Here is a 24,106-nt window from a genome sequence, read left to right as displayed (position 1 = left end):
GGGCGGGGCGGGAGCGGGGCAGGAGCGGGGCGCGCCGGTCCGGGGGCAGCCGGATCCGGGGCGCCCCGCCGTTTCACACCGCGGCGAGCTCGCCCTGGACGCGGCGGAGCTTCTTCATCGGGCCGAGCTCGGACTCGTAGACCCGCTTGACCCCGTCGCCGAGCGCCGTCTCGATCGTCCGGATGTCGCGGACCAGCCGCGACAGGCCGCCCGGCTCCACGGACGCCGCCTGGTCGGAGCCCCACATGGCCCGGTCGAGGGTGATGTGGCGCTCGACGAAGGCCGCGCCGAGCGCGACGGCGGCCAGGGTGGTCTGCAGGCCCGTCTCGTGGCCGGAGTAGCCGATCGGGACGTTGGGGTACTCCTCCTGCAGGGTGTTGATGACCCGCAGGTTGAGCTCCTCGGCCTTGGCCGGGTAGGTGGAAGTGGCGTGGCAGAGCAGGATGTTGTCGCTGCCGAGCACCTCCACCGCGTGCCGGATCTGCTTCGGGGTGGACATCCCGGTGGACAGGACGACGGTGCGGCCGGTCGCGCGCAGCGCGCGCAGCAGCTCGTCGTCGGTCAGCGAGGCGGAGGCCACCTTGTGCGCGGGGACGTCGAACTTCTCCAGGAAGGCGACGGCCTCGGTGTCCCACGGGGAGGCGAACCAGTCGATGCCGCGCTTGGCGCAGTGCTCGTCTATGGCGCGGTACTCGGCCTCGCCGAACTCCACGCGGTGGCGGTAGTCGATGTAGGTCATCCGGCCCCAGGGGGTGTCGCGCTCGATGTCCCACTGGTCGCGCGGGGTGCAGATCTCCGGGGTGCGCTTCTGGAACTTCACGGCGTCGCAGCCGGCTTCGGCGGCGGCGTCGATGAGGGCGAGGGCGTTGCCGAGGTCGCCGTTGTGGTTGATGCCGATCTCACCGACGACGTACACGGGCTGACCGGGGCCGGCGGTGCGCGAGCCGAAGGTGCGGAGGCGGGCGGCTGCGGGGCTGGACTTCATGGCAGAGCTGTCCTTCGGTACGGGGTGCGGAGGCTGGGCAGGCACAGGAGGTGTGGGGTCAGGAGGTGTGGGGTCAGGAGGTGTGGGGTCAGGAGGTGTGGGGGCGGCAGGAGTGAGGACCGGCGCGAGTGCGCGGGCGCGGGCCAGGTCGTGGGGATCGTCGATCTCCAGGACCCGGGCGGGATCGGTGGCGACGGGCACGGTCCGCCCGAAGAAGCGGTGGCGGGCGGTGCGGAACCCGGCGGCGGACATCGCGTAGGCGGCGCCGGTCTCCAGCAGGTCCTGGGGGCGGTCCTGGCGGCGGGGGCGGTACGAGGCCTCGTGGTTGACCCCGGCTCCGGAGCCGTCGGCCCCGGCCCGCCAGAGGAAGCCGTGGAAGGGAGCCACGGTGAGCGCGGAGTCGGCGTCGCCGGATACGACGGCGGCGGCGACCGACTCGACGTCGGAGGCGGTGATGAAGGGGCTGGTGCACTGGACCAGGAGGACCACGTCGACGGTGACCGAGTGCAGTTCCTCGAAGGAGTCGAGGGCGTGCAGCACGGCGGCTTCGCTGGTGGCGGTGTCCCCGGAGATCCCGGCGGGCCTGCGCAGGGCGACGGCCCCGGCCGCGCGGGCGGCGGCCGCGATCGCATCGGAGTCGGTGGACACCAGGACGTCGGTGACGCTGCCGGCCCCGAGGCAGGCCCGGACGGCCCGTACGACCAGCGGCATCCCGCCCACGTCGGCCAGGTTCTTGCCCGGTACCCCCTTGGACCCCCCACGGGCGGGGATCACGGCCAGCACCCGGCTGCTTCCGGGCTGCCGGGCCGCATCGGCCCGGACCACGGCGGCGGCGGTGTCCGCGTCGGTGCCGGCGCCGGCACCGACCCCGGATGCGGCCGCGCGGGCGCTCACAGCTCCCCCAGCCGGCGGATCACCGGCGCGACGCGCTGGACGCCGTGGCGGTAGGCGCCGCGGGCGGCTTCGCGCAGGTGCGCGCGGAGCTTGCGGCGCAGCCGGGACTCACCGGCCGCCGGCCGGACCGCACCGGGCAAGGGGCGCCCGTCGGGGCCCAGTTGGTGCCGGGCCAGGATGCCGGGCAGGTATCCGGGAGCGGTGGTCTGCGTGTAGTGGGGGGCGAGGGCGGGCAGTCGGCCCTGCTCCAGCAAGTCCGCGAGGCGGCTGCGGGCCGCGGCGTACGCCCCGCCTCCCGCGCTGTCGCCCGCAGCGGGGGCCACGCCCTGCGCCGCCAGCCACTCGGGGTTCCCCCGGGGCAGCAGTCCCGCGTCGAGCTGGGTCCAGGAGGCCAGGCAGCCCGAGCCGAGGAAGTGGTGGTTGCCGAGGGCTTCGCGGATGCCGAGGTCGGTCAGGACCGCCGTCGGGATTCCGCGGTGCAGCGATTCGAGGGCGGCCGTGGAGGAGACGGTGACCAGCAGGTCCGCGGTGTCCAGGACCTCGCCCATGTTCCCGTACACCAGGCGGCAGTTGGCGGGGAGGCCGCCGGGCAGCCGCTCCGCCAGGCGCTGGTACGGGTGCTCCTCGAGGTGCGTGGTGTGCTCCCCGGGGCGGCTGCGCAGTTTGATCAGCACCTCGCGCTCCGGGTGCAGCCGGGCGTGCTCCGCGGCGCGGCCCAGCAGGTAGGCGCGGTCGGCGCGGCCGTCCGGCACGGACGGCTGGACCGCGAAGACCACCCGGTGGGGCGTGTCACCGACCGGCTGGTGGGTCGCTCCGCCGAGGAACGGCAGCGCCGTCTCCACGACGGCCCCGGCATCCGCGCCCACGCCCTCGTACACCTCGCGGAACCGGCCCGCGTCGTGGCGGGAGTTGGCGAGGACGAGGTCCGCTCCGTGCCGCAGCAGCAGCCCGTCGGCGAGCTTCTCGTAGACGACCCCGACGTACCCGGTGACGAACACCGGCCGTGCGCCCGGTCCGGGCCACAGCGCCCGGGCCCCGTGCAGAACGGCCTGCACCGCGCCTCCGACCAGCGCGAGGACGACCACGTCGTAGGGGGCCGGGCCCGGGAGCCCGGGCCCGGAGGGCGAGGAGGACCCCGGCTCGGCCAGCTCCGCGAGGAACCCGGCGCAGGTCACCTCGGTCAGCCGGTCGGCCCGCACGCCGACCTCGCCGAGCTGGCGCGCGGTGGGTGTGGCGCGGCCCCGCAGCAGGAAGCCGGTCAGGTGGACGGAGCCGGGCTCCGGGGCGAGGCGGCGCGCGGTGAGCGCACCCCATTTCCACCGGGTGTCGGAATCTGCGAGTACGGCCACTCGGAGGACGGCACGATCGGCCGCACGATTGCTTGCTGGCACCCGGCAGAAGTTATTCCGCCTTTCCGGTGATCGGCCCAACGAACGCACAACAGCGGGTTAACAACCCGTCGACGAAATGCGAAAGAGCCCGGAAACACCCCGGTTAACACACCCGCCGTGCGTCGTTCACATGGAATCCGCGTCCGGGTCACAGTAAATGGCGAGCGGCGCTCTAATGTCTCCCGAGTGCTCAAGCTCTCCATTGTCGTGCCGTTCTACAACGTGCAGACATACGCGCCGGATGCCCTGAAAAGCCTCGAACTGAACGCACGGGACGATTTCGAGTTCCTGCTGGTCGACGACTGCTCGACGGACGGGACGCCCGCGCTCCTGGAGCGGGCGGCGCGCGAGCTGCCCGGCGCCGTGCTCCTCAGACACGAGCGCAACGGCGGGCTGGCGACGGCCCGCAACACCGGCCTGGACGCGGCCCGCGGCGAATACATCGCCTTCCTGGACGGGGACGACTGGCTGGCGCCCGGCCACCTGGCCCGGACACTGGCCGCCATCGAGGCTCTGAGCTGCGACTTCGTCCGCAACGACCATGTCAGGTGCACCGGCCGGGAGCGCTCGGTCCAGCGCGTCCCCTACGGCCCGGAGTCCCTCGCGGCCGATCCCCGCACCGGCATCCTGCCCGCCTCCCGGGCCACCTCGGTGGACTATCCGTTCGCGTGGGCGGGGATGTACCACCGGCGGCTGCTGGACCGCGGGCTGCTGCACTTCACGGACGGTCTGCGGACGGCGGAGGACCGGCCGTGGATCTGGCGGCTCCACCGGGAGGCACGTTCCTTCGCGGCGGTCGGCCTGCCCGGGATCTTCTACCGGCGCGGAGTTTCCACCTCGCTCACACAAATCGGGGACGAGCGTCAGCTCGATTTCATTCGAGCATTTGACCAGGTGGTGGAGGAGACGGCCGCCGACCGGGAATCCGATCTTCTCCTCCCCAAAGCCGTCCGAACGTACTGCGCGATTATCGCGCACCACATCGGATCCATCGAAAGGTTCGAACCGGCCGTGGCCAGGAAACTCCGTTCGATGAGCGCGGCCGCGCTCGGCCGAATGCCCCAGGACGTCCTCGAACAGGTCCTGAACTCGATGGACGCCGACCGGGCCGCCCTCCTGCGCCGGCTCCGCCGCCGCACCCCGTCGGGAGCGGCAGCGTGAGTCTCACCCAGATCTTCATCGCCTCCACCCTCTACGGGACGGCCACGCTCGCCGCGGCCGTCGACGCCGGCAGCTTCCCGACCGCCGACCGCCGGATCCTGCTGACCAGCAACCACTCCGTCGCCGCCGAGATCAACCCCCGGCTCGCCGACATGCCCGGCTTCGCCACCCTGAGCACCCGCTTCGACGAGGTGCTCGACTGGAACACCGTCATCGAGCCGCAGCACCCCAGCTCCTGGTCGCCGCGCGCCGACGACGTCCCGCTGTGGGAGCGGTACCTGCGGACCCTGTGGGGGCTCGGCGAGGACCGGGTCGAGCTGATCGTGGAGTCCCTCCAGGTGCCGCCCGCGCAGGCCCTGTGCCAGCTCTTCCCGGGCGCCGCCGTCGACGTCTACGCCGACGGGCTGATGAGCTACGGACCCACGCGCGTCCGGCTCGACCCGCAGATCGGGATGCGGGTGCGGCGGGTGCTGCACCTGGACCTCGTACCGGGGCTGGAACCGCTGCTCCTCACGGAGTTCGGGGTGCCGGCGGAGCTGGTGCCGACCGACGAGTTCCTCAAGGTGCTGGCCGCACTGGCCGCGTCGGCTCCGGACGGCGGACAGCTCACCGCGGCCCGGGCCGCGGGCGAGGCCCCGGCCCTGCTCCTGGGCCAGTACCTCTCGGCGCTCGACCTCATCTCCGCGCAGCAGGAAGAGGACCTGCACGCCGAGATGGTGCGCGGTGCGTACGCCCTGGGACACCGGGAGCTGATCTTCAAGCCGCATCCCAGCGCCCCGGCCGTCTACTCCCGCCGGGCGGAGGCGGAGGCCGAGCGGCTCGGCGCCCGCCTGACCGTCATGGACACTCCCGTGCTGGCCGAGATCCTCTACCAGCAGTTGCACCCGGCGCTGGTTGTCGGCTGCTTCTCCACCGGGCTGCTGACGGCGGCCACGCTGTTCGGGCTGCCCGTCGCGCGGGCGGGGACGGGGACCGTACTGGCCCGACTCACCCCGTACCAGAACAGCAACCGGGTCCCGCTGACGATCGTGGACGCGCTGTTGCCCGACCTGGCCGACACCGCGGCCGTGCGCGGCTGGACCGCCCCGGGACCCGACGAGGTGCAGTCCCGCCTGGGCGGTCTGCTGGCCGCGGTCGGCTTCGCGATGCAGCCGCGGATCCTCACGCAGCACCGCGCGGCGGCCGAGGAGTACCTGACCCGGCACCTGGACGCCCGTACCTGGCGCTACTTCACCCGGCGCCGCCTGGCGAGCCAGGGCCTGCCCGGCGGCATCCCCGCGCAACTGGCGTTCCTGACCCGCAGCCCGGTCCTGCGCAGCGCCGTGCGCCGCGCCCGCCGGGTCCGCCGTCTGAGAGGCAAGCGATGACCGCCACCGTGGTACCGGGCGCGCGCACCGAGGCGAAGTCCGGGCCGGAGTCGGGGCCGAAGTCCGGCTCCGACCGGCTCCGGGCCCTGGACGGGCTGCGGCTGCTCGCCGCCCTCATGGTCTGCGGATACCACTACGGCGGCCGCGGCGGGGAAATAGCCAAGTCCTGGGGCGCCTCGCCGAACAAGTTGTTCCCCAGCGCCTCGACCTGGCTGGCGTACGGCCCGCTCGGCGTGCAGATCTTCTTCATCATCAGCGGCTTCGTGATCTGCATGAGCGCCCAGGGGCGCACGGTCCGCGAGTTCGCCGCCTCCCGCGCGGCCCGCCTCTACCCGGCGTACTGGGTGGCGATCGCGCTGGTCACCGTGGCGGTCGAACGGGTCTCGCCGTCGGACCTCCTGCTCAACCTGACCATGCTCCAGCAGCCGCTGGGCGCCGACCGGGTGCTCGGCGTGTGCTGGACGCTCTGGGTCGAGCTGCGCTTCTACGTCCTCTTCGCGCTCTGTGTGATCCTGCCGGGCGGAGGCCGCCGGCGGACGCTGCTGTTCTGCGGCGTCTGGACGATCGCGGCGGTGCTCGCGAACGTCGCCGATCCCATGGGCAAGGGCTTCCTCAGCCAGGCCCTGATGCCGCAGTACGCGCCGTTCTTCATCGGCGGCATCGGCCTGTACCTGGTGCACCGCGACCACCGCGACAAGCTCGCCTGGGCCGCGGCCGTGACCGGCTGGCTGATCGGGCAGCACTACGCGGTGGCGGGGCTGTGGCACGCGCCGAACCCGAAGGCCTTCTCGTACCGCAGCTCGCTGGTGATCATCGCGATCGTGACGGCCGGCTTCGCGGTGGTCGCCCTGGTCGCGCTCGGCAAGCTCGGCTGGGCGCGCTGGAAGTGGCTGACGGTGGCCGGGGCCCTGACGTATCCGTTCTACCTGGTCCACGAGCATCTGGGCTTCGTGGCCATCAAAGCCCTGCACCGGACGGCGGGCATCCCGGCTCCGGCCACCTTCGCGCTGACGGTGGTGTTCATGCTGGGCCTGGCCTGGGCGATCCACCGTCTGGTGGAACGTCCCTTCGGCCCGAAACTGCGCAGAGCCCTCAGCTGACGGCGAGCTTGGCGGCGAAGCCCAGGAACAGGACGCCCGCCGCCGAGCTGGCCCCGGCGGACAGCCGCTTGCGGCGCCGGAAGGCGGCGGCCAGGCGGGTCCCGCCGAATATCAGCGTGGTCAGGTAAAGGAAGCTGCCGATCTGGAGCAGGCCGCCGAGCAGCAGGAAGGACAGCGCCGGATAGGCGTAGCCGGGGTCCACGAACTGCACGAAGAAGGACATCAGGAAGAGGATGGCCTTCGGGTTGAACACGCTGATCAGCAGCGCCCGCCGGTAGGGCCGCTCGGCGCCGTCCCCGGCTGCGCCCTCGGCGCCGGCTTCGGCCACGGGAACCCCGGCCCGCTCCTGGGCCCCGTCCCGCTCGCGCCGCGCGCGCCACATCGTCCACGCGCCCCGCAGCATCCCGATGGCGAGCCAGGTCAGGTACCCGGCGCCGAGCAGTTTGACGATGCCGAAGAGCATCGGGCTGGTCTGGAGCAGGGCCCCGGCGCCCACGGCGGCCAGGGTCATGAGGACGGCGTCCCCCGTGAACACGCCGAAGGCCGCCGTGTACCCCTTGCGCACTCCGCGGCGCGCGGCGACGGAGAGCACGTAGAGCGAGTTCGGGCCCGGCAGCAAAATGATCAGCACGAGGCCGGCGAGATACGTCGGAAGGTCTGTGACACCCAGCATGTGCAGGAGTGTCCCATAGGGACGCACCTGTCGCGCCAGTGAGTTTCACAGTGTGGTCCGCCCGCTGGAGCGTGTGTGCGAGTGCGGGTTCCCCAGTGGCTCCGAGCCTCCCCGGACTGGTAGAACCTCCCCTGCTCACAGGCGCTGGTCACAATGGCGCAACATCGCCGCGTTCCCTGCAACTGTCCGCGCCCGCCAGGCATCACCTAGATACACGTCGTAGAAACCGGGGGACTGCAATGCACCGACAGAAAGTCATAATCCGAGCTCTTGGCCTGGCCACCGCCGTCGCGCTCGCCGCGACCGCCTGCGGTCCGCAGAAGGCGGAGTCCAAGGGCTCCCCGTCCGCGCCCGCTTCGCCCACGGCGGTCGCCTCCACCTCGCCGTCCTCGGACGCCAAGCCCGGCGACGCGTCACCTTCCGCCTCGCCTTCCACCTCGCCTTCCGAGTCCGCGTCCCCGTCCGCTTCCGCCTCTGCGAAGCCGACCGTCAAGCAGGTGATGGCGAACGGCGACGACAGCGACCAGGTGCGCGAGCTCCAGGCCCGGCTGCGTCAGCTCAAGTTGATGTCGGTCGCCCCGACCGGCTTCTACGGTTCCAAGACGACGGCCGCGGTCAAGTCCTTCCAGTCGAAGAACGGCCTGCCCGCCACGGGCGGGGTGGACGAGCCCACCTGGAAGAAGATCCAGAGCCTGACCAAGAAGCCCACCGCCGACGAGCTGAACCCGTCGACCGTCAACGAGGCGGACGCGCCCGACCCGCGCTGTATGACGGGCCGGGTCATGTGCATCAGCAAGGAGAGCCGCACGCTCGCCTGGATGATCGACGGCAAGGTCGTCTCCACCATGGACGTCCGCTTCGGCTCCGAGAACACCCCGACCCGCGAGGGCGTGTTCGACGTGGGCTGGAAGGCCAAGGAGTGGACGTCGACGATCTACCACACGCCCATGCCGTACGCGATGTTCTTCAGCGGTGGCCAGGCCGTGCACTACTCGGCGGACTTCGCCGCCCGCGGTTACGCCGGTGCCTCGCACGGCTGCGTGAACGTCCGGGACAAGGCCAAGCTGTCGAAGCTGTTCGACGCCGTCCAGGTCGGCGACAAGGTCGTCGTCTACTGGTGAGCCGGTCCGGCCGGTCAGGTCGGGGATTGAGGGCGCGGGCGGGATCGGGGGAACGAATCCCGCCCGCGCCGGTTGCGCAGAGCCCAGGGGTACGGGGGGAACCCCGGCTCATGCGCGGCCGATGACCAGTCGGCTCGATATGTACTGCGCCGCCGGTTCGAAAAGTGTTACAGCCGGTGCGGGGGATCGTTTCCGGACACTGTCCGATACCCGATCCCGCACCCGTGCACCGCTCGGGTCCCGGGCCCGGACACCGCTCAGGTCCCGCACCCGGACACCGCTCAGCTGCGTACGTGCAGCCCCAGCGAACCGTCCACGCCCTGCGCGCCGTCGGCCGGCTTGGCCGGGGTCAGGGTCGGCGCCCCCATCGGGGCGCTCCCGTCGGTCACGGCCGGCGCATCGCCGCGCGGAGCGCCGTCGGCGCTCTCGCCGAGAACCGTCTGGCAGTAGCGCGGGATCCGCAGGAGCCCCTTGGCCAGCCGTACGAGCTTCTCGCGGCGGTCGCCGTCGAGCTTTCCCGCCCGGAAGTCCCGGCACATCTCGGCCACCCGGATCCGGCTCTCCCGGTCCTTGTCGGCATTGTCCGTGCCGCCCTCGAGGAAGCGGTCCCGGTTTTCCCTGCCCGGGGTGGAGCCGTTGGCGCTCGGACCGGTCGCGCTGCCGCCGCCCGTCCCCATCCCACCGGCGGCGGCATCGGGTGCGGTCGGCGTACGCCCCTCCGCGCCGAGGGTGTTGCCCGGGTCCGGGGTGGCCCCCGGAGTCCCGGAGCCGGGCGTCCGGGGGGACTTCGGCTGCGGGATCAGCGTCGGGTCCGAGCCGCCCGCGGCCGCCGAGGAGTCCCCGGTGCCCACCGACACGGCCGGGGCCCGGCCCGCGCTCTCGTAGGTGTCGTGGTCCAGCAGTCCGGCACCGGCCGCGGCCGCCAGGCCGCCCACGGCCACGCTCGCCACGGCCGCCGCAAGGACGAAGCGGACCGGCCGGTGGCGCCGGGGGCCTGAACCGGAATGAGAAGCGGAACCGGAAGGTACGCCCGTGCCGTGGCCGGAACCAGCACCTGCGCCCCGGTGCGTTCCGGGCGGGCTGAGGTCCACCACGGTCTCGCCGGAGCCGAACACCCCGGCGCCCGCGGCCTGCGACCGGGGCACCGTGCCGCGTGCGGCACGGAAGGCGGCGACGGCGGCGGCTTCTCCGGGCAGTTCCCCGCCGACCGCCGGGGGCGGCTCGGCCAGTGCGTCGAGGGCGGCGCGCAGCCGCTCCGCGCGGGCGCGGGCGTGGCGCTCGGCGCCAGGTGTGGCCGGTTCTCCGCGCAGCAGTCTGTCCGCCGCGGCTCTGTCCAGCCACCTGTCGCGCTCGTCGGCCATCACATGTCCTTCTGCGTCCGCCAACGTGAATGCGTCACACCGGTTTTTTCTACGAGGCCCCCGCCGTGGCCGCGCTGCGCCGGTACGGCGTCGAGATCCCTCCCGCCCCCGCCGTCCCGTGCCTGGTCACCAGTACCAAGGCCGGTGCCATTATCTCCGAGCCCGAAGCCCGTTCCGGAGCCGATACCGGAGTCCGGCCCGAAACCGCCCTCCGCGCTCAGCAGCTCGGCCAGCTTCTTCAGCCCCCGGTGCGCGGCGGTGCGTACCGCTCCGGGGCGCTTGCCCAGCGTCTCGGCCGCGGTCTTGGCGTCGAGGCCGACCACGACCCGGAGGACCACGGCTTCCGCCTGGTCCTGCGGGAGCTGGGCTATGAGGGCCATGGTGCGGCCGGTGGACAGGGCCTCCATGGCCTCGGCCACGGTGTCGGAGTCGGCGGCGCGGCCCGTCAGTTCGGTCTCGTCGCCGCCCACGGCGGGGCGGCGGCCGCGCATCCGGATGTGATCGAGGGCACGGTTGCGGGCGATGCGGGCGGCCCAGCCGCGGAAGCGGTCGGCGTCGCCGGTGAAGGAGTCGAGGTCGCGGGCGATCTGCAGCCAGGCTTCGGAGGTGACGTCCTCGGCGTCGCCGTCCCCGACGAGCGTGCGGACGTATCCGAGCAGGCGTGGGTGCACGGCGCGGTACACAGTACGGAACGCGTTCTCGTCGCCGTCTTGTGCCGCGAGCACCGCGGTGGTCAGCTCCGCGTCGTCCCCCAGCAAAGTCCCCAACCCGTTCACTGTCCTGTACGTGTGGCGCAAATCAGCACGTTACGGGTTTCAAGCACCTTCGTCCACGAGTTGTACAACGAGCAACCAATCCTGCGCGGAGCGAGGTGTGACACAAAACGCACCCAAGGCGCTGACAGGGGTACGGGCTTGTCGCACGAGTCCGTGACGGATGGCGGCCGGGGCCTCTCCTGTGGGGGGTGGCGGCCTCGGCCGCCCTCCCCTTTCCCGGCCTTCTTCCGGGTCATCATGCCCCCCGCCACGCGCGGCCCGGCAAACAGCCTCCGCCCCGGGCACACGCCCCCCGGATGGCGCCTTGTCATCCTTTCGGCTCACTTCCGGGTGAAAACCCTGGATGGGTACGACACACCCGGCCCCACGTCGATAGCGTGGCGGTACACCCGCGCCACGCCACGAGGAGCCCCCCGCTGTCCAGCCACCTTCCGGCACAGGCCCGCGGCAGCTCCGATCCCTCCCACGATTCAGGGCCCGCGGACTCCGGGCTCGCGCGGTTCAACGCCCTGTCCCCCGAAGCCGCCCACTCCGTACTGCTGCACTGCTGCGGCAGCACCCGCTGGGCCCAGCGGGTGGCGGCCCACCGCCCCTACCCCGATCACGGCGCGCTGCTCGCCGCCGCGGACGAGGCCTCGTACGACCTGTCCCAGGCGGACCTCTCGGAGGCACTGGCCGGCGAGTTCCCGCCGGAGCTGGAGCCCGGGGCCTCGTACGCCGCGCTGCTGGCGCTCGACGCGGCCCACGCGGAGTACGAGCGGACGTACCGCCACGCCTTCGTGATCTGCCTCGACGGGCACACCCCGGAGGAGCAGGCGGACGAGCTGCTGGCCGCGATCCGGCGGCGGATGGACCTGGAGGTGGACGAGGAGCGCGCGATCTCCGCCGATGAGCTCCGTCGCGTCGCGCAGGTCCGGCTCGCCGACCTGACACACTGGCTGACCTCGGCAGATGGGGTATCTGCTGCCGAATTCGGGCTATTCGCCCCTGTGGGATAGTCCGTCCGTGCCTGTTTGATCACACCGATGGCCCCCGCGCGAGGGAACCGACAAAGCGTCGCTACGATGTCCGGGGCCGGAGGACCGTACCCGGCCGGGCCCGACCGACAAAGAAGCCGGCTGGCCCCCGCCCCGCTTCCGGAGGGTTTTCCGTGCCGGCTGGAACGTTGTACCGCGGCCGGGAAGGAATGTGGTCCTGGGTGGCTCATCGAGTCACCGGCGTCCTCATCTTCTTCTTCCTGTTCGTACACGTCCTCGACACCGCTCTCGTCCGCGTCTCTCCCGAGGCGTACGACGATGTCGTGGCTACCTACAAGACTCCGATCGTCGCGCTGCTGGAATACGGCCTCGTCGCCGCAATCCTGTTCCACGCGCTCAACGGTCTCCGTGTCATCGCCGTGGACTTCTGGTCCAAGGGACCGCGCTACCAGAAGCAGATGCTCTGGACCGTGCTGAGCGTCTGGATCGTGCTGATGGCCGGGGCCGTTTACCCCGTGCTGCACCACGCCTACCTCGAACTGTTCGGGAAGTGACACGCATGTCTTCTGACACTTCTCCCGCCAACATGACCAAGGCCATCGGCGACGTGGAGGGGGTCTCCCTCTACGACGTCGAGAACCCGGCGCCGTACATCGAGGCCCCGCGCAAGCGCACCAGCAAGACCCCGCGCTCGACGCGCGGCAACTTCGAGATGGTCGCGTGGCTCTTCATGCGCCTCTCGGGCATCGTGCTGGTCGTCCTGGTCATCGGCCACCTGCTGATCCAGCTCGTCCTCGACGGCGGCGTCTCCAAGATCGGCTTCGCCTTCGTGGCCGGCCGCTGGGCGTCCCCGTTCTGGCAGGTCTGGGACCTGCTGATGCTGTGGCTCGCGATGCTCCACGGAGCGAACGGCCTGCGTACCGTCATCAACGACTACGCGGAGCGCGCCAACACGCGGCTGTGGCTCAAGGGCCTGCTCTACACCGCCACCGTGTTCACCATTCTTCTGGGCACGCTGGTGATCTTCACCTTCGACCCGAACATCCGCTAGGCAACGGGGCTGAGGCGAAACCAATGAAGATCCACAAGTACGACACCGTCATCGTCGGCGCGGGTGGCGCGGGAATGCGCGCCGCCATCGAGTCGACGAAGCGCAGCCGCACCGCCGTGCTGACCAAGCTCTACCCCACCCGCTCCCACACGGGCGCCGCGCAGGGCGGCATGGCCGCCGCGCTCGCCAACGTGGAGGACGACAACTGGGAGTGGCACACCTTCGACACGGTCAAGGGCGGTGACTACCTGGTCGACCAGGACGCCGCCGAGATCCTGGCGAAGGAGGCCATCGACGCGGTCCTCGACCTCGAGAAGATGGGCCTGCCGTTCAACCGCACCCCGGACGGCACCATCGACCAGCGCCGCTTCGGCGGCCACTCGCGCAACCACGGCGAGGCGCCGGTCCGCCGGTCCTGCTACGCCGCGGACCGCACCGGTCACATGATCCTCCAGACGCTCTACCAGAACTGCGTCAAGGAGGGCGTGGAGTTCTTCAACGAGTTCTACGTCCTGGACCAGCTCCTGGTCGAGGAGGACGGCGTCAAGAAGTCGGCCGGCGTGGTCGCGTACGAGCTCGCCACCGGCGAGATCCACGTGTTCCAGGCGAAGTCCGTCATCTACGCCTCCGGCGGCACCGGCAAGTTCTTCAAGGTGACCTCCAACGCGCACACCCTCACGGGTGACGGCCAGGCGGCCTGCTACCGCCGCGGCCTGCCGCTCGAGGACATGGAGTTCTTCCAGTTCCACCCGACGGGCATCTGGCGCATGGGCATCCTGCTGACGGAGGGCGCCCGCGGTGAGGGCGGCATCCTCCGCAACAAGGACGGCGAGCGCTTCATGGAGAAGTACGCGCCGGTCATGAAGGACCTCGCGTCCCGTGACGTCGTCTCGCGCTCCATCTACACCGAGATCCGCGAAGGCCGCGGCTGCGGCCCGGCCGGTGACCACGTGTACCTGGACCTGACGCACCTGCCGCCGGAGCAGCTCGACGCGAAGCTCCCGGACATCACCGAGTTCGCGCGCACCTACCTGGGCATCGAGCCGTACACGGACCCGATCCCGATCCAGCCCACCGCGCACTACGCCATGGGCGGCATCCCGACCAACGTCGAGGGTGAGGTCCTCATGGACAACACCACCGTCGTCCCGGGCCTGTACGCGGCCGGCGAGGTCGCGTGCGTATCGGTGCACGGCGCGAACCGCCTGGGCACCAACTCGCTGCTGGACATCAACGTCTTCGGCAAGCGCTCGGGCATCGCCGCGGCGGCGTACGCGCACGCCAACGACTACGTCGAGCTGCCCGAGAACCCGGCGCAGCAGGTCATCGACCAGGTCGAGCAGCTGCGTGCCTCCACGGGCAACGAGCGGGTCGCGGACCTGCGCCTGGAGCTCCAGGAGACCATGGACGCCTGCGTGATGGTGTTCCGCACCGAGCAGACGATCAAGACCGCGGTCGAGAAGATCGCGGAGCTGCGCGAGCGCTACAAGAACGTCTCGGTCCAGGACAAGGGCAAGCGCTTCAACACGGACCTGCTGGAGGCCATCGAGCTGGGCAACCTGCTCGACCTGGCCGAGGTCATGGCCGTGTCCGCGCTGGCGCGCAAGGAGTCCCGCGGCGGTCACTACCGCGAGGACTACCCGAACCGCGACGACGTCAACTTCATGCGCCACACCATGGCGTACCGCGAGGTGGACGACAACGGCCAGGACTCGGTCCGCCTGGACTACAAGCCCGTCGTCGTCACCCGCTACCAGCCGATGGAGCGTAAGTACTGATGGCCACCCCGACCATGTCCAAGACGGACCAGATGGAGGCGGCGGCCGCCGCTTCGCCGTTCATCACGGTCACGTTCCGGATCCGCCGCTTCAACCCCGAGATCTCGGACGAGTCGCAGTGGCAGGACTTCCAGATCGAGATCGACCCGAAGGAGCGCGTGCTCGACGGTCTCCACAAGATCAAGTGGGACCTCGACGGCACGCTGACCTTCCGCCGGTCGTGCGCGCACGGCATCTGCGGCTCCGACGCGATGCGGATCAACGGCAAGAACAGGCTCGCCTGCAAGACGCTGATCAAGGACATCAACCCGGAGAAGCCGATCACGGTCGAGGCCATCAAGGGCCTCACCGTGATGAAGGACCTCGTCGTCGACATGGAGCCCTTCTTCCAGGCGTACCGGGACGTCATGCCGTTCCTGGTCACCAAGGGCAACGAGCCGACGCGCGAGCGCCTGCAGTCCGCCGAGGACCGCGAGCGCTTCGACGACACCACCAAGTGCATCCTGTGCGCCGCGTGCACGTCCTCGTGCCCGGTGTTCTGGAACGACGGCCAGTACTTCGGCCCGGCGGCGATCGTCAACGCGCACCGCTTCATCTTCGACTCGCGTGACGAGGCCGGCGAGCAGCGCCTGGAGATCCTGAACGACAAGGACGGCGTGTGGCGCTGCCGCACGACCTTCAACTGCACCGACGCGTGCCCGCGAGGCATCGAGGTCACGAAGGCGATCCAGGAAGTGAAGCGGGCCCTGATCACCCGCCGCTTCTGATCCCGTCGTAGTCAGTCGTACGAGGCCCCGCCCCCGGTGTTCACACACCGGGGGCGGGGCCTTCGGCGTATCGGCCCCGGCGGAAAACCCGCCTCGCCCTTCCCGGGTACGGAGATTGGGGCCGGGCACCGACAATCGCCCTATGGGCCCGGGGAAGGCTGTGTAAGGATCGACATCATGAGTGAGCAACAGCCGAATCCGTACGCGGGCGACCCGAACCAGGGTGGCGGCCAGGGAGACAACAAGTGGGGTCCCGGCACGCCGAGTTACGGCGCCCCTGCGCAGCCCGGATACGGCTACCCGCCGGCCGGTCCGCCCCAGCCCGGCTACGGCTATCCGCCGGCCGACCCGTCGCAGCCCGGGTACGGGTACCCGCAGCCCCCGGCCCACCAGCCGACCATCGGCGGCGCGGGCATGACGGCGCCGATGCCCCCGATGCCGCCGATGCCCTCCCCGGGGTACGCGGCGGCCGGGCTCTCGCTGGGCGACATCACCATCGCCGGGGACCAGATCATCACCCCGTCGGGCAACATGCCGCTCAGGGGCGCCATCTGGAACGCCACGGACTTCTCCCGGACGGAGGAGAAGATCCCGGCGCACGCGATCGTGCTGGCCGTCATCTTCTTCCTGTTCTGCCTGCTCGGCCTGCTCTTCCTCCTGATGAAGGAGCGCCGCACGACGGGCTACATCCAGATCACGGTGAACAGCGGCGGCCGCCACCACTCCACGATGATCCCGGCCGTGGACCCGGGCACGTACATGTGGGTGATGAGCCAGCTCAACCAGGCGCGCGCGCTGAGCATGTGACTCGACCCCGGGGCCCCGGACCCTGGTGCGGGACCTGCTGGAGTTCCTCCCGCGCGGCTGATCCGGAGGCCCCGGCCCGCGGCGCGGACCCGGCAAGATCCGAAAGAGACGGCCTAGCCGGCGGCGGGGGCCCCTTCCGTGTCGAAGGTGTAGAACTTGCGGTGGTCCAGCATGTCGGCCGGGGTCACGTCCGTCCACGGCGACATGACGCCGTGCAGGTCGACCACGTCCTTTGTCGCAGTGGCGGGCAGGTACGTGGACTTCGGGTTCCGCCGCTGCCATTCGGCCCAGAGCATGTCGATGAAGGCATGGTGCATCCAGAAGACCGGGTCGTTGGGGGATGCCGCGGTGGCCATGTGGCCACCGATCCATACGTGGACGCGGTTGTGGATGTTGGCGCCGCGCCAGCCTTCGAGGTGGTTGCGGAAGCCGTTGGAGGTGCTGTTCCAAGGGGCCGCGTCGTACTCGGGCATGGCGAGGACGGCGTTCACCTCCGCCTTGGTCGGCAGCTCGGGTACGCCCGCGCCGAGGGTGCGCCGCAGGTACTGGCGCTGGTCCACTCCCACGGTGATGGGCCACTTGCCCGCCCCGTAGGAGAAGGGCCCGTCGAGTACCTGCCCGTCCCGTGCCCGGCTGGTGCCGCCCATGAAGTCCGCGGCCCAGAGGGAGGAGCTGGGGGTCCGGTCGACGGTCCAGTCCCAGTACGGGAGCGAGACCTTCGGATCCACCTTCTGCAACTGGGCTTCGAAGCCGAGCAGGAAGCGCCGGTGCCAGGGGAGGAACGAGGGAGCGCGGTGGCCGACCCGGGTGCCGAGGTCGGAGTCGTTCATCAGGAAGGCGTTGTGGGCATCGACGTACCGGTCGTAGACGCCCGTCCGCTTGAGTTCGAGCAGCGCGTTGGTGAAGGCGCGCTTCTCCTCGGCGGTGAGCTTGGCCTGACTCTTGCGGACGGTCATACGGCGACGCCGCCCTTCGGTGCGAACGGAACGAGGGCCGCGCCCTGGAGGTCGCGGATGGCTGCGCGGGCGGCCTCTACGGGATTCGGATACGTCTGGTAGTGGTTGACGACGCTGACCCAGGTGCCGTCCGCATTGGGCATGATGTGCAGTTCGTTGCCGTCGATCTTGACGGTGGGCACGCCGACGCCGTGGTGGCCGCCCGCGCCGAGAGCGATCTGGATGCGGCGGCCCTCGAAGACCTCGTCGATGCCGCCGGCAGGTATGGAAGCGGGCGAGCCGGACGCCTGGGAGCCGGACGCCCCGGCCGCCGGGGAGCCGGCCGACTTGGACGTGCAGGCGGTCAGCCCGAGAGCGGTGGTTGCGCCGGCAGCTATGCCCAAGGCATGCCGGCGGGTGATCTTCTTCATGGCTCGAAGAAATACCAGAGGCGCGTGAACGGTCGACGGGCGCCCCGGAGTTACTGCGGTCCGGCCTGACGGGAACGGCTCGCTTGAACCTGTTCAAAACTTGCTCTACAGTCAATGGCGTCAGCAGTTGAACATGTTCAAGGGGGCTGAGGGCAATGGACCTCACCGTGGTCGCGTACGTCATCTACCTGCTCGTCAGCATCGGACTCACCGTCTGGGTGGCCCGCACGCTCAGCCGCAACGGCCGCATCTTCATCGCCGACGTCCTGCAGGGGAACGAGAAGCTCGCGGACGCCGTCAACCAGCTCCTGGTGGTCGGGTTCTACCTCGTCAACATCGGCTTCGTGACCCTCTACCTGCGGTCGGCCGAGGAGATCGTCGCGGCCCGCGGGCTCTTCGAGGCGCTCTCGGTCAAGCTCGGCGTCGTCCTCCTGGTCCTCGGCTTCATGCACCTCAGCAACGTCTGGGTGCTGAACAAGATGCGCCGCCGCGGAATCATGGAGCGCCACCAGACCCCGCCGCTCCCCCCGCAGGGCTGGACCACGCCGGGCGCCCCCCAGGGGTGGCCCGCGCCCACCCGGGGCTGATCCCGATGACCACCACCGCGACCCGGCACCTGACGGTGCTGTACGACGCGAACTGCCCGCTCTGCGTCCACATCCGGCACTGGCTGCTCGCACAGCGCTGGCTGGTCCCGCTGCGGCTCGTGCCCGCGGCCTCGGACGCGGCCCGGCAGCAGTTCCCGCAGCTCGACCACGCCTCGACGCTCCGGGAGATCACCGTCATCGGGGACTCCGGCCAGGTGTGGACCGGGACGGACGCCTTCATCGTCTGCCTGTGGGCGCTGACCGAGCACCGGCCGAAGGCGAACTGGCTGGCCACACCCACCGGCCGGCCCTTCGCCAAGGCGTTCATGTACACCGCGTCCAAGTGGCGGGAGGCCGTACGGGACGATTCGGGGGACGCGGCTGCGACGACCGGGCAGGACCCGGAGGAACCGGCCTGTGACGACCACTGCTCCGTACCCCGATAGGGTCATACACCGTGACTGATCAGAAGGCTCCCAAGAGCGAGCAGACCCGCACTCTCATCCTCGAAACCGCGCTCCGCCTCTTCCAGGAGCGCGGGTTCGACAAGACGACGATGCGCGGTATCGCGAAGGAGGCCGGGGTATCGGTCGGCAACGCCTACTACTACTTCGAGTCGAAGGAACACCTGGTCCAGGGGTTCTACGACCGGATCGGCGCCGCCCACCTGGCGGCGGTCCGGCCGATCCTGGACAGCGAGACCGATCTCCAGAAGCGGCTCGCGGGCGTGCTGACCAGCTGGCTGGACATCGCGGCGCCCTACCACGAGTTCGCCTCGCAGTTCTTCAAGAACGCGGCGGACCCGGAGAGCCCGCTCAGCCCCTTCTCCCCGGAATCGGAAGCGGCCCGCAACCAGGCCATCGACATGCACCGCGAGGTGCTGGCCGGCGCGAAGACCAAGGTTCCGGACGAACTGGCCGACGTGCTGCCGGAGCTGATGTGGCTCTCGCAGATGGGCCTGGTCCTCTACTGGGTCTTCGACCGTTCCCCGAACAGCGAGAAGACCCGGCGGCTCGCCCAGCGCGGCGCGCAGCTGACGACGCGGGGCATCATCCTGGCCCGGTTCCGGGTGCTGCGCCCGCTGGTGCGCGAGGTCCACGAACTGTTCACGGACTTCCTGCCGGGCATGGCCGAGAAGGCCGTGTCGGGCAAGGCCGGCTCCCGCAGGCGGGCCTCGGACCCGGACGCGGGCCCCGAGCCCGGTCCGGAGGTCTAGGGGTGTCCTGGGCCGTCTCTTTCGGAGACGGCCCGGCCGGCGCAGCGGGGCCCCGTGCTCGCACGGAGCCCCGTACGGCCGTTACAGCCAGTTGAGCTCCCACAGGCGCCAGACGCCCGTGCCGTCCGAGAGGAACTGCGCGCCGGTGACGGCCTCGCGGGACATCACGTAGTCCTTCTTCTGCCAGATCGGCAGCATCGGGACCTCCTGGGCGACGAGCTTCTGGAGATCGCGGAAGTCGTTGGCCGCGCCGGCACGGTCCGAGAAGGACTGGGTGCGGGTGATGAGGTCGTCGACGGCCTTGTTCGAGAAGCCGTTGTTCATCGAGGAGTCGGCGCCGACGAGCGGGGCGAGGAAGTTGTCCGCGTCCGGGAAGTCCGCGATCCAGCCGATCGTGTAGGCGTCGAAGGCGCCGGCCGCGTACGCCTTCTGGAAGTCGGCCCACACCTCGACCGGCTTGATGGTCAGGTGGAACAGGCCGGTGGACTCCAGCTGCTTCTTGATCTCCTCGGCCTCGGCGATGTTCGCGCCGCGCACGTTGACCCCGAGGTTGATCGTGACCGGGGCGGTGATCCCGGCGTCCTTGAGGAGCTTCTTCGCGGTGAGCCCGTTGGGCGTCGGCCACGCGTCGAAGAAGGGCGTGCTGTGCGCGGCGATGCCCGCCGGAACCAGCGAGAAGAGCGGGGTGACCGTCCCCTTGTAGACCTCGCCCGCCACCTTGGGGCGGTCCAGGACCGCGGCGACGGCCTGGCGGACGGCGGGTTGCGCCGCCGGGGAGCCGGCGCGGACGTTGAAGACCATGCTGCGGGTCTCGGTGCCGCCCGTGGCCTCGTAGCGGGTGTCCTTCAGGCCCGGGTTGAGGGCCGCGAGGGTGGCCGGTGGCATGTCGCGGTGGGCGACCTCGATCCCGTGGTCGTTCCAGGCCTGCTCGAGCTCCGCGGAGTCCTTGTAGTACCGGACGGTGACGGACGTCTTGGAGATCTTGCCCTGGCCCTTGTACGAGGCGTTCGGCTTGAGCTCGGCGCTGGTGCCCGGCGCATAGGCGCCCAGGGTGAACGGGCCGGAGCCGTCGGCCTTGTTGCCCTCGCGCAGGGCCTTGGCCGGGTACTTGTCCTTGTCCACGATCGAGGCGGCGCCCGTCGCGATCTTGAACGGGAAGGTGGCGTCGCCCGCGGAGAGGTTGAAGGTGACCGTGTTGCCCTCGGCCTTGACCGAGTCCAGGGTGTTGAACAGGGGCGCCGGACCCTGGTCGGAGTTGATCGCCTTGATCCGGTCGAAGGAGAACTTGACGTCCTCGGCGGTGACCGCGCGGCCGGAGGAGAACTTCAGGTCGGGGCGCAGCTCGCACTGGTACGTGTTGAGCTTCTCGCCGACGAACTTGCAGGCGGAGGCGGCGTCGGGCACCGGGGTGTCCGAACCGGACCGGATGGTCAGCAGCGACTGGTAGACGTTGCTGAACAGGGCCCAGGAGCCGGCGTCGTACGCCCCGGCGGGGTCGAGGGAGGAGACCACGTCGCTCGTGCCCACACGGATCGCCTTGCCGCCGCCGGCGTCCTGCGGCAGCAGCTGCCAGGTGGCGACTCCGGCGACGGCCAGGCCCAGCCCGGTCGCGATGACTTTCGAGCGGACAGACCGCAACATCCTTGACCCCACCCCATGTGGCCGTACACCGCTGCGCACGACCGACTATCCGATTATCGGTCATCCCATCATGGAATTTCGGCCTCCGGAAGGCCGATTCGCGGCGGGTCGCTAACGATTGAGGTAAGTCAAGCCTGATATGAGACGAGTTCGACGATTGTGATGTCCGACGGGGCTCCGACCCGGACCGGCGGCCCCCAGGCCCCGGCGCCGCGCGATACGTACAGCTGGGTGTCGCCGTAGCGCTCCAGCCCGGCGACGGTGGGATTGGCGAGCTCGGCGATGTAGTTGCCCGGCCACAGCTGGCCGCCGTGGGTGTGCCCGGACAGCTGGAGGTCGACCCCGTGCCGGACGGCCTCGTCGATCACGATGGGCTGGTGGGCGAGGAGCACGGCGGTACGGGCCCGGTCGCGGTCCCCGAGGGCCGCCTCGAAATCGGGACCCTGGCCCTCGCTCTCCCCCGCGACGTCGTTGACCCCGGCCAGGTCGAAGTACGGCAGCGGGCGGCGGGCGTTCTCCAGGGGCATGAGGCCGAGCTCGCGAACGTGCTCCACCCACGGAGCCGCGCCGGAGAAGTACTCGTGGTTGCCGGTGACGAAGTACGAGCCGTGCCGCGCGCGCAGGTGCCTGAGCGGCTCGGCGGCCGGCCCGAGGTCGTGGACGGTGCCGTCGACGAGGTCGCCGACCACGGCGATGAGGTCGGGCTGGGTCCGGTTGATGGTCTCGACGATCCGGGCCGTGTGGGCGCGGCCGAGGATCGGGCCGAGGTGGATGTCGCTGACGACGGCGATCCGGAAGCCGTGCCCGGCGCGGGGCAGCTTCGCCAGGGGCACCTGGACCCGCTTCACGCGGGGGCCGCGCAGGACTCCGTAGGTGCCGTACCCGACGGTGCCGACCGCCACGGCTCCGGCCGCCCCGGCCACGGTCCGGGCGAAGCGGCGGCGGCTGAGGGCTGCGCGGGCCTCGGGGGTCTGCCCGGCGGGGGCTGCGGGCCCGGCGGGGGGTACAGGGGTTTCCGGGGCCTCGGAGGCTCCGGACGCGGACCCGGCCGTCACCGTTTCCACCACCGGCACCGGCGCCCGCACCTCCTGCGCCGGAGCCGGCCGCCGCCGCATCCGGCGGAGCCACACCGCGCGGACCGGCTCGGCGACCAGCATCGCCAGGGACAGGTACAGCAGGACCGCCAGCCACATGAAGCCCGGCCAGGCGACCGTGCGCTGGAGCCAGAAGGGGGCTCCCGCACGGCCGGCGACCAGGGCCGCCACCGCGAGCAGCGGCAGGGCGAAGGCCAGGGCCGTGCCCGCGCGGCGGGTACGGGTGCCCGGGGCGGCGGTGTCGCGGACCAGGCGGATCCAGAGCCAGCGGTGCACCAGGACCAGGAGGGCCAGTACGACGAGGGCTACGGCCGCGAACAGGAGGATCGTCACGCGTCCGGCCCCTGACGTGATGCGCGCCGCAGCGCCCGCACCCCGCGCAACCCGATCACTCCGACGGCCGTCCCCAGGAGAAAGGACGCCACCGCCAGGAGAAGGTGGACCCAGAAGTACGCGGTCGGGCTCCCTGCCTCGTCGAATGCCAGACCGCTGCCGTCCTTCCACAGGTTCCGGACGAAAGACACCCAGATGAACCAGCTCCACACTCCGAAGGCGAGCAGGAACCAGGAAGCGGCGCGGCTGAGTTTCATGAGCTCAGTATCGGTTTCGTCCCCAGGACGGCCGCGCCGGGGTGGGCTGTCCCGGCGGTGGTTGCGGCGGGTTGGCCGGTCCGTGCCGGTGGTCACAGCATCGGGATGTACTTTCACCTGCGTGTCTGCCAAGAAGACCGCGTTGACGGTCCTTTCCGCCGCACTTCCCGCGCTGCTGCTCCCGGCTCTGTTCGTGTCGCCCGCGCACGCCGCGCCGACGCCCTCGCCGACGCCGCCCGCCGACGGGAAGGGGCAGCCGGCCAAGGCGCCCGCGCCGCCCGCCTCGATGTCGACGGTCGGCGGAGCCTCGCTCGGGCAGCCCGGTACGCAGGTCAACCTGCTGCCCGGCGCGCCCGCCCTGCCGGCGAACCTGACGGGCCGCTCCTGGATCGTGGCCGACGCCGAGACCGGTGAGGTCCTGGCGGCGCACAACGCGCACTGGCGGCTCCCCCCGGCCTCCACCATGAAGATGCTCTTCGCCGACACCGTCCTGCCGACCCTGCCCAAGGAGACGGTCCACAGGGTCACCGAGCAGGAGCTGTCCGGGGTGGGCGCCGGTTCCAGCCTGGTCGGCGTCAAGGAGGACGCCGACTACACCGTCCACGACCTGTGGCTCGGGGTGTTCCTGCGCTCCGGGAACGACGCCGTGCACGTGCTTTCGGCCATGAACGGCGGCGTCGAGAAGACCGTCAAGGACATGCAGGCGCACGCCGAGGAGCTCCAGGCCCTGGACACCCACGTGGTGTCCCCCGACGGCTACGACGCTCCGGGCCAGGTCTCCAGCGCCTACGACCTCACCCTCATCGCCCGCTCCGGCCTGCAGAAGGCGGACTTCCGGGAGTACTGCGGCACGGCGAGCGCCAAGTTCCCCGGCAAGCAGGAGGCCGGGAAGCCGCGCGAGACCTTCGAGATCCAGAACACCAACCGGCTGATGACCGGCGCGGGCGGCCTCTCCCCCTACAAGGGCATCGCCGGGGTGAAGAACGGCAACACCACCATGGCCGGCTCCACCTTCACCGGCGCCGCCCAGCGCGGCGACAAGAAGCTGCTGGTCACCGTGATGAACCCGGGCACCGGTGGCGCCAACTCCGTGTACGAGGAGACCGCCGACCTGCTGGACTGGGGTTTCGCGGCGGTCGGGAAGGTCAAGCCGGTGGGTGAGCTGGTGCCGCCGAAGAGCGCGGACACCACGTCCCACGGGTCCCCGGCCCAGTCCCACGAGAACAACCCCTCGGCGGCCGGCGGCTCCGGCGGCAGCGGGGTCGCCACCGCCCTCGGCATCGCGGGCGGGGTGCTGGCGGTGGTGGGCGGCGGGGCGTACGTGCTCAACCGGCGCCTGCCGCGAGGGCGCGGCCGCCGGGCCCCGGGCCGCGAGGCCCCGTAGAGCCGGACCGGTGACCCGG

General features: G+C 70.9%; 24 protein-coding genes and 1 pseudogene. 14 read left to right on the top strand and 11 right to left on the bottom strand.

Annotated elements, in window-relative coordinates; all coding sequences use genetic code 11:
- Positions 1-73 precede the first annotated feature (73 nt).
- From OHU74_RS22450 to OHU74_RS22440, 3 genes and pseudogenes are all read right to left on the bottom strand, one after another.
- The gene (locus OHU74_RS22450; protein WP_371619762.1) at positions 74-985 is read right to left on the bottom strand and encodes an N-acetylneuraminate synthase family protein; all 912 of its coding nucleotides are present in this window, start codon (positions 983-985) and stop codon (positions 74-76) included.
- 396 nt (positions 986-1,381) lie between these two features.
- Positions 1,382-1,759: pseudogene (locus OHU74_RS22445) on the bottom strand (cytidylyltransferase domain-containing protein); the annotation flags it as partial.
- Positions 1,760-1,875: 116 nt separating this feature from the next.
- The gene (locus OHU74_RS22440) at positions 1,876-3,270 is read right to left on the bottom strand and encodes a DUF6716 putative glycosyltransferase (RefSeq protein ID WP_371617545.1); all 1,395 of its coding nucleotides are present in this window, start codon (positions 3,268-3,270) and stop codon (positions 1,876-1,878) included.
- A gap of 186 nt (positions 3,271-3,456) precedes the next feature.
- On the opposite strand from OHU74_RS22440, the gene OHU74_RS22435 reads away from it, so the two are divergent.
- From OHU74_RS22435 to OHU74_RS22425, 3 genes are read left to right on the top strand one after another with little or no spacing between them, the layout of a single operon-like run.
- Complete coding sequence (locus OHU74_RS22435) at positions 3,457-4,431, top strand: glycosyltransferase family 2 protein (RefSeq protein ID WP_371617544.1); 975 nt, start codon at positions 3,457-3,459, stop codon at positions 4,429-4,431.
- A complete protein-coding gene (locus OHU74_RS22430) occupies positions 4,428-5,798 on the top strand; it encodes a polysialyltransferase family glycosyltransferase (RefSeq protein WP_371617543.1) in 1,371 nt (456 codons plus the stop codon). Before OHU74_RS22435 ends, OHU74_RS22430 begins: the two co-directional genes overlap by 4 nt.
- Positions 5,795-6,898 carry an acyltransferase family protein gene (locus tag OHU74_RS22425; protein ID WP_371617542.1) on the top strand — a complete coding sequence of 368 codons (1,104 nt, stop codon included), beginning with the start codon at positions 5,795-5,797 and terminating at the stop codon, positions 6,896-6,898. Before OHU74_RS22430 ends, OHU74_RS22425 begins: the two co-directional genes overlap by 4 nt.
- Here the strand turns inward: OHU74_RS22425 and leuE are convergent.
- Complete coding sequence (gene leuE, locus OHU74_RS22420; RefSeq protein WP_371617541.1) at positions 6,891-7,571, bottom strand: leucine efflux protein LeuE; 681 nt, start codon at positions 7,569-7,571, stop codon at positions 6,891-6,893. The genes OHU74_RS22425 and leuE overlap by 8 nt on opposite strands.
- Positions 7,572-7,810: 239 nt before the next feature.
- Here leuE and OHU74_RS22415 point away from each other — a divergent pair, with 239 nt between their 5' ends.
- Positions 7,811-8,692 (top strand): peptidoglycan-binding protein, encoded by an 882-nt coding sequence (locus OHU74_RS22415; RefSeq protein WP_371617540.1) that lies wholly within the window; start codon positions 7,811-7,813, stop codon positions 8,690-8,692.
- Positions 8,693-8,973: 281 nt separating this feature from the next.
- On the opposite strand, the gene OHU74_RS22410 is transcribed toward OHU74_RS22415, so the two are convergent.
- The gene (locus OHU74_RS22410; RefSeq protein WP_371617539.1) at positions 8,974-10,053 is read right to left on the bottom strand and encodes a hypothetical protein; all 1,080 of its coding nucleotides are present in this window, start codon (positions 10,051-10,053) and stop codon (positions 8,974-8,976) included.
- Complete coding sequence (locus OHU74_RS22405) at positions 10,053-10,811, bottom strand: RNA polymerase sigma factor (protein ID WP_371619761.1); 759 nt, start codon at positions 10,809-10,811, stop codon at positions 10,053-10,055. The genes OHU74_RS22410 and OHU74_RS22405 overlap by 1 nt, the downstream gene beginning before the upstream one ends.
- A gap of 395 nt (positions 10,812-11,206) precedes the next feature.
- Between OHU74_RS22405 and OHU74_RS22400 the strand changes: the two genes are divergently transcribed.
- From OHU74_RS22400 to OHU74_RS22375, 6 genes are all read left to right on the top strand, one after another.
- Positions 11,207-11,827: a 2-oxo-4-hydroxy-4-carboxy-5-ureidoimidazoline decarboxylase gene (locus OHU74_RS22400; protein ID WP_371617538.1), complete on the top strand. Its 621-nt coding sequence runs from the start codon at positions 11,207-11,209 to the stop codon at positions 11,825-11,827.
- Positions 11,828-11,979: 152 nt separating this feature from the next.
- Positions 11,980-12,360, top strand: coding sequence for a succinate dehydrogenase, cytochrome b556 subunit (gene sdhC / locus OHU74_RS22395; protein WP_371617537.1), 381 nt, complete (start codon positions 11,980-11,982; stop codon positions 12,358-12,360).
- A 5-nt stretch (positions 12,361-12,365) separates the two neighbouring features.
- A complete protein-coding gene (locus OHU74_RS22390) occupies positions 12,366-12,857 on the top strand; it encodes a succinate dehydrogenase hydrophobic membrane anchor subunit (protein WP_371617536.1) in 492 nt (163 codons plus the stop codon).
- Positions 12,858-12,880: 23 nt separating this feature from the next.
- Complete coding sequence (gene sdhA / locus OHU74_RS22385; protein ID WP_371617535.1) at positions 12,881-14,635, top strand: succinate dehydrogenase flavoprotein subunit; 1,755 nt, start codon at positions 12,881-12,883, stop codon at positions 14,633-14,635.
- On the top strand, positions 14,635-15,402 hold the full coding sequence (locus OHU74_RS22380) for a succinate dehydrogenase iron-sulfur subunit (protein ID WP_330298190.1): 768 nt from the start codon (positions 14,635-14,637) through the stop codon (positions 15,400-15,402). Before sdhA ends, OHU74_RS22380 begins: the two co-directional genes overlap by 1 nt.
- Positions 15,403-15,579: 177 nt before the next feature.
- On the top strand, positions 15,580-16,209 hold the full coding sequence (locus tag OHU74_RS22375) for a hypothetical protein (RefSeq protein ID WP_371617534.1): 630 nt from the start codon (positions 15,580-15,582) through the stop codon (positions 16,207-16,209).
- Between the two features lie 113 nt (positions 16,210-16,322).
- Here OHU74_RS22375 and OHU74_RS22370 read toward each other — a convergent pair whose 3' ends face one another.
- Both OHU74_RS22370 and OHU74_RS22365 read right to left on the bottom strand, forming a co-directional pair.
- Entirely contained in the window at positions 16,323-17,165 is an 843-nt protein-coding gene (locus OHU74_RS22370) for a tyrosinase family protein (protein WP_371617533.1), read from the bottom strand.
- On the bottom strand, positions 17,162-17,575 hold the full coding sequence (locus tag OHU74_RS22365) for a tyrosinase family oxidase copper chaperone (protein ID WP_371617532.1): 414 nt from the start codon (positions 17,573-17,575) through the stop codon (positions 17,162-17,164). Before OHU74_RS22365 ends, OHU74_RS22370 begins: the two co-directional genes overlap by 4 nt.
- Positions 17,576-17,730: 155 nt before the next feature.
- Here OHU74_RS22365 and OHU74_RS22360 point away from each other — a divergent pair, with 155 nt between their 5' ends.
- From OHU74_RS22360 to OHU74_RS22350, 3 genes are read left to right on the top strand one after another with little or no spacing between them, the layout of a single operon-like run.
- Positions 17,731-18,162 (top strand): hypothetical protein, encoded by a 432-nt coding sequence (locus tag OHU74_RS22360; protein WP_371617531.1) that lies wholly within the window; start codon positions 17,731-17,733, stop codon positions 18,160-18,162.
- Positions 18,163-18,167: 5 nt separating this feature from the next.
- Complete coding sequence (locus tag OHU74_RS22355; RefSeq protein ID WP_371617530.1) at positions 18,168-18,608, top strand: thiol-disulfide oxidoreductase DCC family protein; 441 nt, start codon at positions 18,168-18,170, stop codon at positions 18,606-18,608.
- Between the two features lie 11 nt (positions 18,609-18,619).
- Positions 18,620-19,378 carry a TetR family transcriptional regulator gene (locus tag OHU74_RS22350; protein ID WP_371617529.1) on the top strand — a complete coding sequence of 253 codons (759 nt, stop codon included), beginning with the start codon at positions 18,620-18,622 and terminating at the stop codon, positions 19,376-19,378.
- A gap of 81 nt (positions 19,379-19,459) precedes the next feature.
- Here OHU74_RS22350 and OHU74_RS22345 read toward each other — a convergent pair whose 3' ends face one another.
- The 3 genes from OHU74_RS22345 to OHU74_RS22335 form a co-directional block, all read right to left on the bottom strand.
- On the bottom strand, positions 19,460-21,016 hold the full coding sequence (locus OHU74_RS22345; protein ID WP_371619760.1) for an ABC transporter substrate-binding protein: 1,557 nt from the start codon (positions 21,014-21,016) through the stop codon (positions 19,460-19,462).
- 131 nt (positions 21,017-21,147) lie between these two features.
- Positions 21,148-22,446 (bottom strand): metallophosphoesterase, encoded by a 1,299-nt coding sequence (locus OHU74_RS22340; RefSeq protein WP_371617528.1) that lies wholly within the window; start codon positions 22,444-22,446, stop codon positions 21,148-21,150.
- Positions 22,443-22,703 carry an SCO4848 family membrane protein gene (locus OHU74_RS22335; protein ID WP_371617527.1) on the bottom strand — a complete coding sequence of 87 codons (261 nt, stop codon included), beginning with the start codon at positions 22,701-22,703 and terminating at the stop codon, positions 22,443-22,445. Before OHU74_RS22335 ends, OHU74_RS22340 begins: the two co-directional genes overlap by 4 nt.
- A 121-nt stretch (positions 22,704-22,824) precedes the next feature.
- Here OHU74_RS22335 and OHU74_RS22330 point away from each other — a divergent pair, with 121 nt between their 5' ends.
- Positions 22,825-24,087 (top strand): D-alanyl-D-alanine carboxypeptidase family protein, encoded by a 1,263-nt coding sequence (locus tag OHU74_RS22330; RefSeq protein WP_371617526.1) that lies wholly within the window; start codon positions 22,825-22,827, stop codon positions 24,085-24,087.
- The last annotated feature ends 19 nt before the right edge of the window (positions 24,088-24,106 follow it).

Origin of the sequence: Streptomyces sp. NBC_00454, assembly GCF_041434015.1 — a bacterium.
In the GTDB taxonomy this organism is placed as follows: Bacteria; Actinomycetota; Actinomycetes; order Streptomycetales; family Streptomycetaceae; genus Streptomyces.
Note: the sequence above shows the minus strand (reverse complement) of the source record. Positions and strands in the feature narration are given on the sequence as shown.